Source organism: Variovorax sp. GW823-FHT04B03 (assembly GCF_058796495.1).
Window position 1 is genome coordinate 540,347 of record NZ_JBXAIT010000006.1, and the last position, 14,823, is coordinate 555,169.

At 70.7% G+C, this 14,823-nt stretch carries 14 protein-coding genes; 6 read left to right on the forward strand and 8 right to left on the reverse strand.

Translation table 11 applies throughout. The features are described from left to right. Positions 1 to 15: 15 nt before the first annotated feature. Positions 16 to 1,386, reverse strand: a complete 1,371-nt coding sequence (locus AC1RAD_RS26525; protein WP_492738035.1) for an NAD(P)-dependent oxidoreductase — start codon at positions 1,384 to 1,386, stop codon at positions 16 to 18. 253 nt (positions 1,387 to 1,639) lie between these two features. Here AC1RAD_RS26525 and AC1RAD_RS26530 point away from each other — a divergent pair, with 253 nt between their 5' ends. After that, positions 1,640 to 3,091 (forward strand): aminotransferase-like domain-containing protein, encoded by a 1,452-nt coding sequence (locus AC1RAD_RS26530; RefSeq protein ID WP_492738037.1) that lies wholly within the window; start codon positions 1,640 to 1,642, stop codon positions 3,089 to 3,091. After that, positions 3,088 to 3,825, forward strand: coding sequence for a TetR family transcriptional regulator C-terminal domain-containing protein (locus tag AC1RAD_RS26535; RefSeq protein WP_492738038.1), 738 nt, complete (start codon positions 3,088 to 3,090; stop codon positions 3,823 to 3,825). Before AC1RAD_RS26530 ends, AC1RAD_RS26535 begins: the two co-directional genes overlap by 4 nt. On the opposite strand, the gene AC1RAD_RS26540 is transcribed toward AC1RAD_RS26535, so the two are convergent. Further along, a complete protein-coding gene (locus AC1RAD_RS26540; RefSeq protein ID WP_492738040.1) occupies positions 3,822 to 5,147 on the reverse strand; it encodes a PhzF family phenazine biosynthesis isomerase in 1,326 nt (441 codons plus the stop codon). The genes AC1RAD_RS26535 and AC1RAD_RS26540 overlap by 4 nt on opposite strands. A gap of 2 nt (positions 5,148 to 5,149) precedes the next feature. Further along, complete coding sequence (locus AC1RAD_RS26545) at positions 5,150 to 6,136, reverse strand: Bug family tripartite tricarboxylate transporter substrate binding protein (RefSeq protein ID WP_492738041.1); 987 nt, start codon at positions 6,134 to 6,136, stop codon at positions 5,150 to 5,152. Positions 6,137 to 6,238: 102 nt separating this feature from the next. Between AC1RAD_RS26545 and AC1RAD_RS26550 the strand changes: the two genes are divergently transcribed. After that, positions 6,239 to 7,069 (forward strand): helix-turn-helix domain-containing protein, encoded by an 831-nt coding sequence (locus AC1RAD_RS26550; protein ID WP_492738042.1) that lies wholly within the window; start codon positions 6,239 to 6,241, stop codon positions 7,067 to 7,069. Between the two features lie 9 nt (positions 7,070 to 7,078). Here AC1RAD_RS26550 and AC1RAD_RS26555 read toward each other — a convergent pair whose 3' ends face one another. Further along, positions 7,079 to 7,771: a response regulator gene (locus AC1RAD_RS26555; RefSeq protein WP_492738043.1), complete on the reverse strand. Its 693-nt coding sequence runs from the start codon at positions 7,769 to 7,771 to the stop codon at positions 7,079 to 7,081. Further along, complete coding sequence (locus AC1RAD_RS26560; protein ID WP_492738044.1) at positions 7,768 to 9,351, reverse strand: ATP-binding protein; 1,584 nt, start codon at positions 9,349 to 9,351, stop codon at positions 7,768 to 7,770. The genes AC1RAD_RS26555 and AC1RAD_RS26560 overlap by 4 nt, the downstream gene beginning before the upstream one ends. 166 nt (positions 9,352 to 9,517) lie before the next feature. Between AC1RAD_RS26560 and AC1RAD_RS26565 the strand changes: the two genes are divergently transcribed. The 3 genes from AC1RAD_RS26565 to AC1RAD_RS26575 are packed head-to-tail and all read left to right on the forward strand — an operon-like array spanning position 9,518 to position 10,880. Further along, positions 9,518 to 9,778: a hypothetical protein gene (locus AC1RAD_RS26565; protein WP_492738046.1), complete on the forward strand. Its 261-nt coding sequence runs from the start codon at positions 9,518 to 9,520 to the stop codon at positions 9,776 to 9,778. Next, entirely contained in the window at positions 9,768 to 10,571 is an 804-nt protein-coding gene (locus AC1RAD_RS26570) for a dioxygenase family protein (protein ID WP_492738048.1), read from the forward strand. Before AC1RAD_RS26565 ends, AC1RAD_RS26570 begins: the two co-directional genes overlap by 11 nt. Positions 10,572 to 10,583: 12 nt before the next feature. Continuing rightward, entirely contained in the window at positions 10,584 to 10,880 is a 297-nt protein-coding gene (locus AC1RAD_RS26575) for a hypothetical protein (protein WP_492738049.1), read from the forward strand. On the opposite strand, the gene AC1RAD_RS26580 is transcribed toward AC1RAD_RS26575, so the two are convergent. The 3 genes from AC1RAD_RS26580 to AC1RAD_RS26590 form a co-directional block, all read right to left on the reverse strand. Then, complete coding sequence (locus tag AC1RAD_RS26580; protein ID WP_492738051.1) at positions 10,855 to 11,538, reverse strand: response regulator; 684 nt, start codon at positions 11,536 to 11,538, stop codon at positions 10,855 to 10,857. The genes AC1RAD_RS26575 and AC1RAD_RS26580 overlap by 26 nt on opposite strands. Positions 11,539 to 11,555: 17 nt before the next feature. Further along, positions 11,556 to 13,958 (reverse strand): outer membrane protein assembly factor BamA, encoded by a 2,403-nt coding sequence (gene bamA, locus AC1RAD_RS26585; protein WP_492738103.1) that lies wholly within the window; start codon positions 13,956 to 13,958, stop codon positions 11,556 to 11,558. A gap of 78 nt (positions 13,959 to 14,036) precedes the next feature. Further along, complete coding sequence (locus AC1RAD_RS26590; RefSeq protein WP_492738053.1) at positions 14,037 to 14,693, reverse strand: nuclease-related domain-containing protein; 657 nt, start codon at positions 14,691 to 14,693, stop codon at positions 14,037 to 14,039. Positions 14,694 to 14,823 lie beyond the last annotated feature (130 nt).

Here is a 14,823-nt window from a genome sequence, read left to right on the forward strand (position 1 = left end):
GAGGGCGCTGTCGCGTCAGGCGGCGCGCAGGTGGCGGTCGATGGACAGCGCGGCCTGCTTGCCGTCTTCCACCGCCTCGACCGTGAGGTCGCGCCCGCCGAAGCGCGCGTCGCCGCCGGCCCAGACCTTCGGGAGCGAGCTGCGGCACTCGGCGTCGGTGTCGATGCGCCCGCCTTGCAAGCGCACGCCGCTGTCTTCCAGCGCGGTTGCGACAAAGCTCTGGCCGATGGCGCACAGCACCATGTCGGCCTGCAGCGCGAGCGCTTCGCCGGTCTCGACCAGCTTGCCGTCGACCAGCGCGGTGCGCGCGAAGTCGATGCCGCGCAGCACGCCGCCCTTGGCGCGCAGGGCCTTGGGCGCGGCCCAGTGGATGATGCGCACGCCGTTCTCCTTGGCCCAGCTCTGTTCGTCGACCGAAGCGCCCATGGCTTCCGCGCCGCGCCGGTAGACGATGCTCACGTCTTCCGCGCCGAGCTTGCGCGACTGCACGGCCGCATCCACCGCGGTCATGCCGCCGCCGATCACTACCACGTGGCGGCCGATGGCCACATCGGCCGGCGAGGCCGCCTGGCGCAGCTCGGCGATGAAGTCCACCGCATCGCGCACGCCGGTCTGCTCGCCCAGGCCCAGCGTGTTCACGCCGGCCAGGCCCAGGCCCAGGAACACCGCGTCGTAGTCGGCGGCGAGCGCATCCAGGTGCAGCTCGCGGCCCAGCGCCTGGTTGTTGCGCACCTCGATGCCGCCGACCGACAGCAGCCACTCGATCTCGCGTTGCGCGAAGTCGTTCACCGTCTTGTAGCTGGCCAGGCCGTACTCGTTCAGGCCGCCGAGCTTGGGGCGCGCATCGAACAGCGTCACCTGGTGGCCCAGCACCGCCAGGCGGTGCGCGCAGGCCAGGCCGGCCGGGCCCGCGCCGACGACGGCAATGCGCTTGCCCGTGTCGGCCGCGCGCACGAACAGCGGCGCGCCGGGCGCGTCGAAGAAGGCATCGGTCGCGTGGCGCTGCAGCAGGCCGATCTCCACCGGCTTGCTCTCGTTGCTGTTGCGCACGCAGGCCTGCTCGCACAGCACCTCGGTCGGGCAGACGCGGGCGCACATGCCGCCCAGCGGGTTCTCTTCGAGGATGGTGCGCGCCGCGCCGCGCAGGTTGCCGTCAGCGATGCGGCGGATGAAGGTCGGGATGTCGATGCCCGTGGGGCAGGCCGTCTGGCAGGGCGCGTCGAAGCAGTAGTAGCAGCGCTCGGCCTCGATGTTGGCCTGCACCACGTTCAGCGGCGGGTGGGCGTCGCAGAAGTTCTTGGCGTACTGCGCGGGGTCGAGACGGCCGGCGCACACATCGGAGGCAATGTGCGCGCTGGGCGCGACGGGATTCATCGTGCTGCTCATGGGCTTTCAAGCTCCAGGTCGTGGTGGGGTAACCGTGTGCGACATGAGAGATCGAGCTCTCATGAAGTTTGACCAAGTGGTCGAATGTCGCGATGATTCAGCAAACGAGGGGTGCCGCCCATACACAGTTGGCGCGGCGCACGAGAAAGTGTTTGCCGCTGTCGACCATGCTGTTTGGTGCACTCCCCAGCACAGTTGCCCAGGGCAAACCCTGTCCAGACAGGCCGCATGCGTTTCTCAAGGAGACCCGGTGATGCAGAGTTCAAGCAACGCGTCGGCGCTGCGCCAGCCGGCGCAGGCCGGTGCCGGTTGGATGCAGGGCCTGATGGGCGACATGGACGAAGCCGCGCCCGGCCTCGGGCTGGCGCAGCGCCTCGTGGTGGGCGTCGAGTTGCGCGTCATCGACGGGCGCCTCGCACCCGGCACCAAGATGCCTTCGGTGCGCGCGCTGGCCGGCAAGCTGGGCATCAGCACCTTCACCGTCACCGAGTCGTACAGCGCCTTGCGCGCGCGCTCGGTGCTGGCCTCGCGGCCAGGCAGCGGCTACTACGTGCTGCATCGGCCTTCGCGCGTGGCACCCGACGACGCCGATGCGGTGCCGCGCATGACCGACACCGCCACGGCCGACGACCGCCCGCCACCCGCCGAATACCGGGGCGACGACCTGGTGCGCGAAGCCATGCGCCGCGTGGCGCGCTCGGCCCCCGAATGGGACAGCGGCACGCGACATGGTTTCGGCCTGCCGCGCCTGCGCGAACTGATCGCCGCGCGCCATCGCGCCGAGCTGCCCGCGTTGGGCCCGCAACAAGTCATGACGGCCGCCGGCAGCCTCGGCGCCACGATGTGCCTGCTGCAGGCCTGGACCGAACCCGGTGACGCGGTGCTGGTCGAGTCGCCCGCGCCGCGCCAGCTGCGCAGCCTGATCCGCACGCTGGGCCGTCGCATGCTCGAAGTGCCACGGCGCGGCGGCTGCCTCGACATCGCCGCGCTCGACGGCCATGCCGCGATGTTGCCTGCGGCAAGCCGCCAGCGCCTGCTGTTCCTGTCGACGGCAGTTTCCAATCCGCTGGGCATCTGCATGAGCCCGCAGGGCGCGCACCAGGCGCTGCAGGCGGCCGAGCGGCACGACCTGCGCGTGATCGAGCTCGACACCTGGCGCGGGCTGTCGCCGCTGCAGGCGCCCAGCCTTGCCGCGATGGACGGGCTGCAGCGCGTGGCGCAGGTCGGTGGCGTGTCGACCACGCTCTCGGCCAAGCTGCGGCTTGCACATGTGCTGCTGCCGCAGCATTGGGTCGAGGATGCGGCCTTGCGCTGCCTGCACACCACGCTCGGCCCGAGCGAGTTCGAGGAGCGCGTGGCCTGCGAGGTGCTGGCCGATGCCGGCTATCCGCGCTTCCTGCAGAAGCTCAATACCGCGCTGAAGATCGCCGGCGAGCGCACGCTGTCGCTGCTGACCGGCGCGGGCCTGCAGGCGCTGTGCGTGCCCGATGGCGGTCCCTTTCTCTGCGCAGGCTGGCCGCCCGGCAGCGAGCCTCGTCCATCGAGCGATGCGGTGCTGCAGGAGGCGCGCAAGCAGGGCTTGCCGCTCGCGGCCGCGACCGATTTCGGCGACATGCCGCAGCCTTTTGCCTGGTATCGCTTCAACGTCGCGCATTGCGGCGACGAGCGACTGGTGCGCTTCCTGGCGCGGATGAAGAACCCATGAGTGCTGCGCCACCCCTGCGAACTGCGGCGCGTCCTCCCGCCGTGAAGCGCCAGGCCCGCCGCCAGAACCTCGAGAGCGCCATCCTCGCGGTGGCGCAGGAGCGATTCGCGCTGCACGGCTACGGCGGCGTGTCGGTCGACGACATCGCGGCCGACGCGGGCATCTCCAAGCAGAGCCTGCTGTACTACTTCCCCTCGAAGAAGGCGCTGTACAGCCGCGTGTTCAACGACGTGCTCGACTCGTGGCTGTCGAACCTCAACAGCCTGGCCGACGCCGACCTCGACCCGCATGCCGCGCTGGAGCGCTACGTCACGCAGAAGCTGCAGTTCTCGTACGACCACCCTTCGGGCTCGCGGCTGTTCGCGCAGGAAATCATTTCGCAGGCGCCGCAATGCGCCGACGACATCGAGGCCAAGCTGGTGCCCGCCTTCCGCGCCGAAGCGGCCGTGCTGAACCGCTGGATGGCGAACGGCGACGTGGCGCCGCTGCCGGTGCCGCACCTGCTGTTCACGCTGTGGGCCATGACGCAGACCTACGCCGACTTCGCCTGGCAGATGCGGATGCTGCTCGGCAAGCAGGCGCTGGAGCCGGCGGATTTCGATCTGGCCCGCGAGACCATCCTGCGGATGCTCGAAGGCGCGCTGGGGCTGAAGCGGCCCGCTACCTCGGCGGTGGTGACGAGCGGGCACGCTGCGCTGCCTCCCGTGGAAAAAGCCGGGAAGGAGCGGACCTAGTCGCGCGTCTCGAGCACCATCGACACCTCGACCACGCCGCCGCGAGGCAGCGACGCGACGCCCACGGTGGTGCGAACCGGCAGTGGGGCATCGGGGAAGATCCGTTGAAGGGCCGCCGAGACCGCGTCCATCACCTGGGCGTGGTCCTTGAAGTCGCCGCAAGCCTGGAGGTAGCCGTTCAGTGCCACGACGCGCACGACGCGCGAGAGGCTGCCGAGCTCGTCCTGTGCCGCGCGCAGCAGGGCGCTGACAGCCGCCACTGCGGCCCGCTGGCCGCGCGGCACATCGTCGGGGCCTTCGAGCCGGCCTGTGATCACCTGGCCGTTCTCGCGCGCCACCACGCCGCTCGTGTGCAGCAGACTGCCGGCCCTCGCGAATGTGGCGTAAGTACCCGATGGCTTGGCCTGCGCCACTTCAGGTGGGCACAGCTGGTCGAGCAGAAAGTCTTCGGGTTGCGCATCGCAGGCCTCGCCGCCGACCCAGCAGCCTTCCTGCGTGTTCGCATCCCATGGCAATCCCACGTGGATCGCGGAGGGCGAACCCATTGCTTCTCCCTGCCGCACGGTCACCGACAGCGCCTCGTGGCCGACCAGCCCAAGGCGGCGCAGGCCCCAGGCCAGCGCCGCGGCGGCGATGCCCGTGGCGGCGTCTTCCGGGTAGCCGGAAGATTTCGGAAATTGCCGTGCGCTGACCGCTTCGGCCTCGTTCTGCGACATCGCATAGGGATACAGCCCGGTGGACCCGAGGCGTTCGCACAGCGATTCGACGCGTGCGAAGTCGACGCGCAAGGCGTGCAGCTGCGCGGTGTCGGCCAGGCGAACCAGCGTCTTGACCCGGCTGGTGGCGGCGTTGAGCACCGGCCCCACGATCTGCCCGACCTCGATGCCCAGGCACTGCGCGATGTCTTCGACCAGCCGCTGTTGCGTCACCTCTTCCACCGTGGCGCGCGGCTGGCTGATCTGCACCGTGCCATCGACGCGCCGGCCCGTGACGGTGCCGCTGAGCGTTTCGATCGCGACGGGCGCACCGTCCCATTCGCCGCGCCGGTGCAGCAGCCACAGCGCGCCGACCGTGGCGTGGCCGCACATTTCCATCTCGTGCTTCGGCACGAAGTAGCGCATGCGCAGCCGGTGCGCCGGTGTGCTCGGCTTCAGCACGAAGACGGACTCATGGCCGCTGAGCCGGGTGTGCTCCTGCATCTGTGCGGTGGAGAGCGCGTCGGCATCGAGCCAAACGGGCGCGGGGTTGCCGCCGACGGATGGATCGGGGCCGACGAACACGCGGATGTTCCGGCAACCGGGCGCAGAAAAAATCGCAGTCATCGTCAATCAGCCCTCGCGTTGACCGAGCGCGCAATGCCGCCCCAGAGCTTGATGTCGCCGCGGATGTGCTCCTCGAACACCTCGGGCCGCACGTTCCACGGCGTCACGCCCTTGGCCAGCATGTCGGCGCGCAGTGCCGGGTCTTTCATCGCGGTGTCGAGCGCGGCGCGCAGGCGCTGCACCACCGGCTGCGGCGTGGCGGCCGGTGCCATCAGGCCATACCAGAGCTGCGGCTTGAAGTCCTTGATGCCGGCTGCCTCGAAAGTCGGCAGGTCGGCGAAACCCGCTGACGGTTCACTGATGGCCAGCGCCCGCATGCGGCCGCCGCGCACCTGCGCGAGCAGCGCGGGCGGGTTGTCGAACAGCGCCTGGATCTGGCCTGCCATCAGGTCGGCCTGCGCGGGCGCGGCGCCGCGGTAGGGCACGTGCGTCATCTCGATGCCGGTGCGCTGCTTGAACAGTTCGCCCGCCAGGTGGCTCAGGCTGCCGTTGCCGATGCTGCCGTAGTTGAGCGCCTGCGGGTTGGCCTTGGCGTAGCCGACGAAGTCCCTCACCGTGCGCGCCGCCAGCGCGGGCGTGACCACCAGCACGAAAGGCGTGGTGCCGATGGTGCCGATCGGCACCAGGTCCTTGAGGGGGTCGTACGGGAGCTTGGGGTACACCGCATCGGCCGAGGCGATGGTGGTCGTGGTACTGGCCACCAGCGTGTAGCCGTCGGGGCTCGCCTTCGCGCCGAAGCCGGTGCCCACGGTGCCGCCCGCGCCCGAGCGGTTGTCGATGATGACCGACACACCGAGCGCGGCCTGCAGCCGCAGCTGCACCGAACGGAAGATCACGTCCGTTCCGCCGCCGGCGGGGAAGGGTACGATGATGGTGATCGGCTTCACCGGGTAGGCCGGATCGGAGGCCGGCCACGAGGCGGTCGGCCCGTACAGGGCACCGGCGGCGGCCAGGCCCAGGAGCGCGCGGCGCAGAGGTTGAGTAGTCATGGGGTCTTCTTGCAGGAGTGGTCCTTCCGATTCTGTGGAGCGCGCGCCAACGCGTGCGCCCGATTGCGACATGCGCGGCTTCGAATGCGACAAGGAACGGCCATGCCACTGACTTCCAGCCACCCGCCGCCCCGCCAATCGCTGTTCGTCGAACGGCTGTCTCACCAGGCGACGATGGTCGCCAACACCCGCGACCGCTACGCCACCGACGCGCACGTGCACGATTGCGACATGCTGTTCGTGCCCATCGCAGGCCGCTTCAGCGTGGGCGATGCGCAGGGTGAGGCGCAGCGCCTCGGGCCCGGCCACTTCGTCTGGTTCGCGGCGGGCAGCGCGCATTCGACGACCACGCTCACCGCCGGCCAGAGCCATGTCGCGGTCTACGTCGATCCGGCGCTGTGGGCCACGGCCTTGCAGGCGCAGGGCGTCGTGCGGCCCCCGCAAGGCATGCGCGCGGGCAGCACCGCGCTGGGCGCCCTGTCGCAGCGGATGTTCGAATCGACCCGCGCGGGCGACAGCGAGAACTACGTGCTGTGCGGCGCGCTCGTGATGGAGGCCGCGCGCCTGAGCGCCAACCCGTTGTCGGAGGGCGACGCCTCGCCGGCGTTGTGGGTCGCCGAGCTGCTGGCCGAAACGATGCTGCGCGATCTGGCGCAACCCCTGTCGCTCGACGCCTTCGCGCAACAGCACCGGCTGTCGCGCCGGCAGGTGGAGCGGGTCTTCCGCGCGAAGCACGGCATCTCGCCGCTGGAGTTCCTGCAGCGCCAGCGCATCGAACGGGCCGTGTACCTGTTGCAGACCACGCGGGACTCGGTGCTGTCCATCGCGCTGCAGGTCGGCTGGGAGTCGGCGTCCTATCTTTCGCGGATGCTGGAGAAGACCTGGGCGAAGACGGCGACGCAAATTCGCGCGGCAGCCCCTCGACAAAACTAGCCTGGCCGCTCAGGCCGGCGGCGGCGCTTCCCACGCGAAGCCCACGCCATACACCGACCGAATCCAGTCGTGCGCGGGCGTCACCGCGCCGAGCTTGCGGCGCAGGTTCTTCACGTGGCTGTCGATGGCGCGTTCGGTCACGTCCACCGTGTCGTCGTAGGCCAGCTCCAGCAGTCGGGCGCGCGAGAAGATGCGGCCCGGGTGCCGCGACAGCACCTGCAGCAGCCCGAACTCGCGGCGCGTGAGGTTCAGCGGCGTGCCGTCGAGCGAGGCGCGCCAGTGCACGTCGTCGAGCACGAGGCCCGGTGCGTCGCCCGGCGTGGCCTGCGCCGCCACGGCCGGCGCGGTGCGGCGCAGCACGGCGCGCACGCGTGCCACCAGCTCGCGCGGTGAGAAGGGCTTGCACACGTAGTCGTCGGCGCCCAGCTCCAGACCGAGCAGGCGGTCGACCTCCTCGATGCGCGCGGTGAGCATGATGATCGGATGGGCGGTGTGCTCCCGCGCGCGGCGCAGCACCTCGATGCCATCGAGGCGCGGCAGCATGATGTCGAGCAGCGTCAGGTCGGGCGGCGCGGCGACGATGCGCTCGAGCGCGCTCTGCCCGTCGGCGAAATGTTCGGTGTCGTAGCCGGCGTGGCGCAGGTAGTCCTGCACCACGGAGGCGATGTCGAGTTCGTCCTCGACGATCACGATGCGTGTCATGCGGAAGCCGCCAGCGGAAGGGTGATGGTCATGCGCAGCCCGCCCAGCGGCGAGGGCGCCGCCTCGATGCTGCCGCCGTGCGCCTCGAGGGTCGCGCGGCAGATCGACAGGCCCAGGCCGGAGCCGCCCAGCGCGCGGCTGCGCGAGGTCTCGCCGCGGAACAGGCGGTCGAAGAGGCGCGGAATCTCTTCCTCGGGCACGCCCGGTGCGCTGTCGTCGAACACCAGCGTGAGGCAATTGCCGGTCCATGCGCCTTCGACGGTCACGCCGATGCGCAGCAGGCCGCCGGCGTCGGTATAGGCCAGCGTGTTCTCCAGCAGGTTCATGAAGACCTGGTGCAGCCGGTGCGCGTCGCCGTCGATCACCGGCTGGGCCGAAGCGGCGATGCGGTCGAGGGCGTCGCGGTCGAGCACGATGCCGCGCTGCGCGAAGCGGTCGCGCGTGTGGTCGAGCGCCTCCTTCAGCAGCGACAGCGGGTACACCGGTGCCTTCAGCAGGTCGCTCTGGGGCTCGCGCATGCTGCTGCGCAGGTCGTCGACCAGCTGGCCGAGGCGGATCACCTGCCGGTGCATGCGCAGCGCGGTGCGTTCGTCGAAGCTGCGCACGCCGTCCTGCAGCGCCTCGATCTCCGCGCGCATGGCGGCCAGCGGCGTGCGCAGCTCGTGCGCCGCATCGGCCAGCCAGGCGCGGCGCGAGGCCTCGGCCGTGTCCAGGCGCTGCGCCATGTCGTTGAAGGTCTTGCCCAGCAGCGCGAGCTCGTCCGAGCCGTGGACTGCGACGCGCGTCGAGAGCCGCCCGCGCGCCACGTCCTGCGCGGCCTGCGTGAGCGCGTCGATCGGCTGGAACCAGCGGCGCGCCAGCAGCCACGACAGCACGAGCGCAAAGGCCAGGCCGCACAGCCCGGTGAGCGCGATCACGCCGGACTGCCGGGCGAGGAAGGCGCGGTCGGCCTCGCTCTCCAGGCCCTGCATCGGCGCGAGCGCGAGGTAGCCGACGACGGTGCGCCCGTGGCGGATCGGCCGGCGCGCGGCGTTCTCCGGGTCGATGGTCGCGCCGACCACGAGCGCGCCGTGGGCGTCGAGCACGGCGAGGCGGCGGAAGATCGAGTCGGGCGGGCCGGCCAGGCCGGGAAAGAAGCCCGGGGGCGGCATCAGGAAGCGGCGGGGCAGCAGGTCGAGCTGCGGCGGCGGGGGCGAGGCGGTGGGTGAGAGCCCGCTGGACGGCTCCGCCTGCGGCGCACCGTCGCCCTGTGTGCCGGGCGCACGGCGCTCGTACCAGGGCGGCAGCCGCCGGTCGTCGGGCGTGGCGGCGCCGTCGATCACCATGGCCGACTGGCCCAGCTGCAGGCGGTGCCAGGCGTCGTCGTTGTCGCGCAGTTTCTTCCAGTCGCCGTTGGCGGTGTAGTGCTTCAGCAGGAGCTGCGAGAGCCAGTCCATGCGGCGGATCTCGATCTCGGCCACATAGGCGCCCAGGCCCCGTTGCAGCGCGACGATCGAAAAGCCCACGAAGCTCAGCAGCAGCACGATCAGCAGGGCGGCCAGGGCCAGGAAGATCTTGCGGGAGAGGGTCAGGCGCGGCATGGGCTCGGCAGCGGAGGCATGGCCGCATTCTGCGACATGCGTTTCGGGGGCGGGGATGGCATGGGCAAGCCGCCGATCATGGCGCCCGATTGGGGAGGAATCTGGGAGACGCGTCCTTGCGTGCCTCTCCCACATTTCTCCCGATTCGGATCGCACGATGCCCGGCATGACACCGGACACGCATCGCGCCTCTTCCACTTCCGCCTTCCGCGCACTGGCCGCCGCCGCGCTCGCCTGGGCCCCGCCGGGGCACGCCGCGCCGCCGTCCACGCCCCCGGGCGACACCGACATCGACCTGCTGCTGTTCCTGCTGGCGGCGCTGTTCTGGGGCGTCGCGCATGTGTGGACGCTGCTCGTGGTCTGGGCCGAGGCGCGGGCCTCCGGCGTGCGCGCACCTGCCAGAAAGGAGGCTGCCCATGGCCGGTGAAGCGATCGGGCGCCGGGGCCTGCTGGCTGCGATCGGTGCGGCGGGCCTGGCCGCGTCCGCCCCCGGGGCCGCTGCAGCAGCGCAGAAGCTCCCGCTGACCGCCCAGACCACCGAGGGCCCGTACTACCTGGACCTCGCGAACTTCCGCACCGACCTGACCGACGGCCGCGAGGGCGTGCCGCTCGACGTGCGCCTGCGCGTGCTCGATGCCGCCGGGCGTCCGCTGCGCGGCCTGCGCACCGACCTGTGGCACTGCGACGCGCAGGGCAACTACTCGGGCTTCGGCGGGCAGGGTGACGACCGCACGCGCGGCTTCGAAGGCCAGGCTTTCCTGCGCGGCAGCCAGCGCACCGACCGCGACGGCCAGGCCGTGTTCGCCACGCTGTACCCGGGCTGGTACGCGGGGCGCACCACCCACATCCACGTCAAGGTGCACCACCGCGAGCGCGCCGTGCTCACGACGCAGTTCTTCTTGCCCGATGCGCTCAGCGAGTTCCTCTACACGCAGGTCCCCAGCTACCAGCGCGCGCGGCTGCGCGACACGCTCAACAGCGCCGACGGCATCGCGCTGCGGGCCGGCGACACGGTGCTGGGCGCAGTGCGCGAGGAGGGCCGGCGCTATGTCGCGCTGCTCACGCTGGTGGTCGACCCCGCCGCACGCCCGCTGACCGAACGCCCGCCGCCGCCCGGCAGCGGCCCCATGCCGGCGGGCGGCGTGCGGCCGATGCGGCCGCGCACGCCCGAGGGCCTTGCCCGCATCCGCGCGCTGGTGCCGCCGCGCACGGAAGGCTGAGCGGTGTTGCGCATGCCGATCCCGCCCGCCGCGTCCGCTGCGCCTGCCGATTGGCGGATGACGCCGCGCGCCGCGGTGCGCGCGCTGGCCCACGCCTGCGCGGGCGGCCTGGCCTTGTGCAGCCTGGCGCTGGGCATCGGCGTCGCGGCACGCGGCGCCTGCGCGGAGGCACGGCAGGCGGCCGTGCGCCACGCCAGCCTGTCGACGCTGGCGCCGATCATGCAAAGGGGCAGCGAAGGCCGCGGGCCGCGCGGCCACGGCGCGTGCAAGGCCGGGCCCGCCCTCAGCCCGGTCGCTGCGCGAAGCTGAACCCCACGCCGTAGACCGAGCGGATCCAGCCGTGCGAGGGCGACACGGCCGCGAGCTTGCGCCGCAGGTTCTTGATGTGCCCGTCGACCGCGCGCTCGTTCACGTCGAGCGCCTCGGGGAAGGCCGCTTCGAGCAGCCTGGCGCGCGTGAACACCCGGCCCGGTTCGCGCGACAGCGCACGCAGCAACAGCAGCTCGCGGCGCGTGAGCGCCAGGGCCCGCCCCTCCAGCCAGGCATGGCCCAGCGCGCTGTCGAAGGCCACGGCCGGCGAGGCCATGCCCACGCTCAGGTCGGGCGGCGCGCGCCGGCGCAGCACCGTGTGCACGCGCGCCACCACCTCGCGCGGCGAGAAGGGCTTGCAGACATAGTCGTCGGCGCCCAGGTCGAAGCCGCGCAGCCGGTCGGCCTCGTGCGCGCGCGCCGTCAGCACGATGATCGGGTGGTCGCTGCGCGCGCGCACCTGCGCGATCACCTGCAACCCGTCGATGCGCGGCAGCACCACGTCGAGCAGCGTGAGCGCCGGCGGTGCGTGCAGGATGCGCTCGAGCGCGGCGGCGCCGTCGCCCAACTGCTCCACCTCGTGGCCCGCGCGTTGCAGCGGGCCCAGCAGCAGCGACGCAATGTCGCGTCCGTCTTCCACCAGCAGGATGCGGCTCATGGCGCGTGCGGGCCGGTTCAGAAGGACGTGCCGATCTGGAACTGGAAGCGCTGCGTGCGGTCGGCCGCGATGCCGTTGGCCGTGTCTTCCTTCTGGTAGACGATCGGCACCGCATACGCCAGGCGCAGCGGGCCCAGCGGCGAGATCCAGCTGATGCCCAGGCCGGCCGAGGCGCGCAGGCGGTTCTGCGCCTTCCACTGCGCGTCGGTCATGCTGGCCGTGCGTTCGGCGAACACATTGCCCGCGTCGAAGAAGGTGTACAGGCGCAGCGACTTGTCGTTGCCTGCGCCGGGGAAGGGCGTGGTCAGCTCCATGTTGAAGATCGCCTTGCGCGTGCCGCCCAGCGAACCGCCGGTGACCGCGTCGGTCGGGCCCAGCGAGTTCTGCTCGAAGCCGCGGATCGAGCCCAACCCGCCCGCATAGAAGTTCTTGAAGATCGGGAAGCTGCTGCCGCCCAGCGCCTTCGCATAGCCGAGCTGGCCGTTGAAGGCCAGCGTGTACTGCTTGGACAGCGGCACGTACTGCTGGTACTGGTAGTTGGTCTTCAGGTAGCGCAACTCGCTGCCCACGCCCAGCTCGAGGTTGGCGCTCTGCAGGCGCCCGCGCGTGGGCACCAGGGCGCTGTCGCGGTCGTCGCGCGACCAGCCCACGGTCGCCGGGATGCCCACCACGTTCCTGCCCGCGCACACCACGCTCGGCGCGGTGCCCGTGCACTGGAAGTAGTCGAGGTAGGCCTGCGGCGTGGCCGTGTAGACGTACGAGCCGTTGACCAGCGTGTACGAACCGTTGGTGCCCGGCGTGAACGAGTAACGCTCCACGCCGATGCCCAGGTACACCGTGTCCAGCTCGTTCACCGGCAGCCCGAAGCGCACCGAGCCGCCGTCGCTCGCGAGCTTGTAGTTGCCGTCGGCCTCGTAGTAGGGCCGCGTGGTGGTGTGAAAGAGGTTGAAGGTGCGCGAGATGCCGTCCTTCGTGAAGTACGGGTCGGTCGCCGTGAGCGACACCGAGCGGTTGTACGAGCTGGTGTTGACCTGCAGCCCGAGGTAGTTGCCCGAGCCGAACACGTTCTCCTGCGTGATGCCGAAGCTCAGCGAGATCTTGTCGGTCGACGAGTAGCCCGCGCCCAGCTGCAGCGAGCCCGTGGGCTTCTCGGCCACGGTGACGTTCAGGTCGACCTGGTCGTTGCTGCCCGGCACTTCGGCGGTCTCGACGTTCACGTCGGTGAAGAAGCCCAGCCGGTCGACGCGGTCGCGCGAGAGCCTGATCTTCGTGCCGTCGTACCAGGCGCCTTCGTACTGGCGGAACTCGCGCCGGATCACCTCGTCGCGCGTGCGCGCGTTGCCGCCGATGTTCAGCCGCCGCACATAGGCGCGCCGCCCGGGCTCGGCGTTCAGCACCATCACGACGCGGCGTTGGGCCCGGTCGATCTCGGGCTCGGCTTTCACGCGCGCGAAGGCGTAGCCGAAGGTGCCGAAGTGGTCAGCGAAGGCCTTGGTGGTGGCCGCCACGTCCTCGCCGTTGTAGGGCGCACCGGAGCGCACGGTGACGAGCGACTTGAACTCGTCCTCGCGCCCCAGGTAGTTGCCCGCCAGCTTCACGCCGGCCACCGCGAACTTCTCGCCCTCGCTGATGTTCACCGTGAGCTCCAGCGTCTGCCGGTCGGGCGAGATCGCGACCTGCGTCGACTCGATGCGGAACTCGAGGTAGCCGCGCGTCAGGTAGAACGAGCGCAGCGTTTCCAGGTCGGCGTCGAACTTGCTGCGCGCGTACTGGTTCGACTTCGTGTACCAGGCCAGCCAGCCGCCGCTGTCCTGGTCGAACAGGTCGAGCAGCGTGCGTTCGTCGAAAGCCTGCTGCCCGACCACGCGCACCCGCGTGATGCGCGCCGGCTCGCCCTCGGTCACGCTGAACGTCAGGTTGACGCGGTTGCGCTCCAGCGGCGTGACGGTGGTGACCACCTGCGCGTTGTAGAGGCTGCGGCCGATGTACTGCCGCTTGAGCTCCTGCTCCGCGCGGTCGGCCAGCGCCTTGTCGAACGGCCGGCCTTCGGCCAGCCCGATGTCGCGCAGCGCCTTCTGCAGTGCCGCCTTGTCGAACTCCTTGGTGCCCGCGAAGTCGACATCGGCCACGGTGGGGCGCTCTTCGACGATGACCACGAGCACCCGGCCGTTCACGTCGATGCGTACGTCCTTGAACAGTCCGAGGTCGAACAGCGCACGGATGGCCGCGCTGCCGCGGTCGTCGCTGTACGTGTCGCCGGCCTTCAGGCCCAAGGTTGCGAACACCGTGCCCGCTTCGACGCGCTGCAGGCCTTCGAGGTGGATGTCTTGCACGGTGAACGGGTCGGCGGCCTGTGCCGGGCAGGCCACCATCGCGAGGCACAGCGCGGCAAGGGCCGCGAGGGACTTGGGAGGAATCATCATCACCGCATGGTCTTCACCAATGTCGGAGGAATGTGGGACGCCCTCCCGCGCGCAGGGCTGGTTGGTGAGCAGTCGTTACTGCAACCCCATCGCGTTCACCGCCGGCCACGCCACCGCAGGCCGTTCGATGCGTTCGCGGCAGTTCTGCGCATGCGTCTCCAGCGACAGGTCGCCCTGGATCTCCAGCAGCCGCTGCACCGTGCGATCGACCGCCTGCGCGTCCAGCAGCGGGTACGTGCGCGCCGTGCGCCCGTTGTTGCGCACCAGGCGCGCGATGTACGGCAGGTCCTGCTGCGTGATCACGGCCGCAGGCATCACGCCCTCCAGCTCCACGCCTTCGCAGGGCAGCAGCACGAAGTACTGCAGCCGCAGGTCGTCCGGCAGCAGGCTGCGCAGCTGCGTCGTCTTGCGCCCGCCCTGCCAGGCCGGGTCTTTCACCTCACGCGCTCGCGTGCAGCCATGCAGTCGAAGAAACCAGCGCGGCGGCGCCTCGTCGGATTTCTTGCGATAGACGAACGCGTTGCGCCAGGCCTTGATCTCGAACAGGTAGACGCCCGTCTCGCACACGATCACCGCATCGATGCGCGCCGTGGACACCGCGCAACCGGAGGGCATCGGAATGATGAGGTTGCGAAGAATGCGCAGATGCGAAAACGCCGGGCTGAACGCGGTGGCGAGTTGCTGCACCCCGAGCGACGCGGCGACCGCGCTTTGCGGCAGAACAATGGTCATGTCGAACTCCTTCGAAGCCCCGAGCATTGCCGGCCTTTTAGGAGATTTCTGGTACGAGGCCATAGCCAAAACCACCCCACCGTCCCCAGGCCGAGCGAAGCAAAGGCCTGTGAGGTTCCCCACCCCTTCT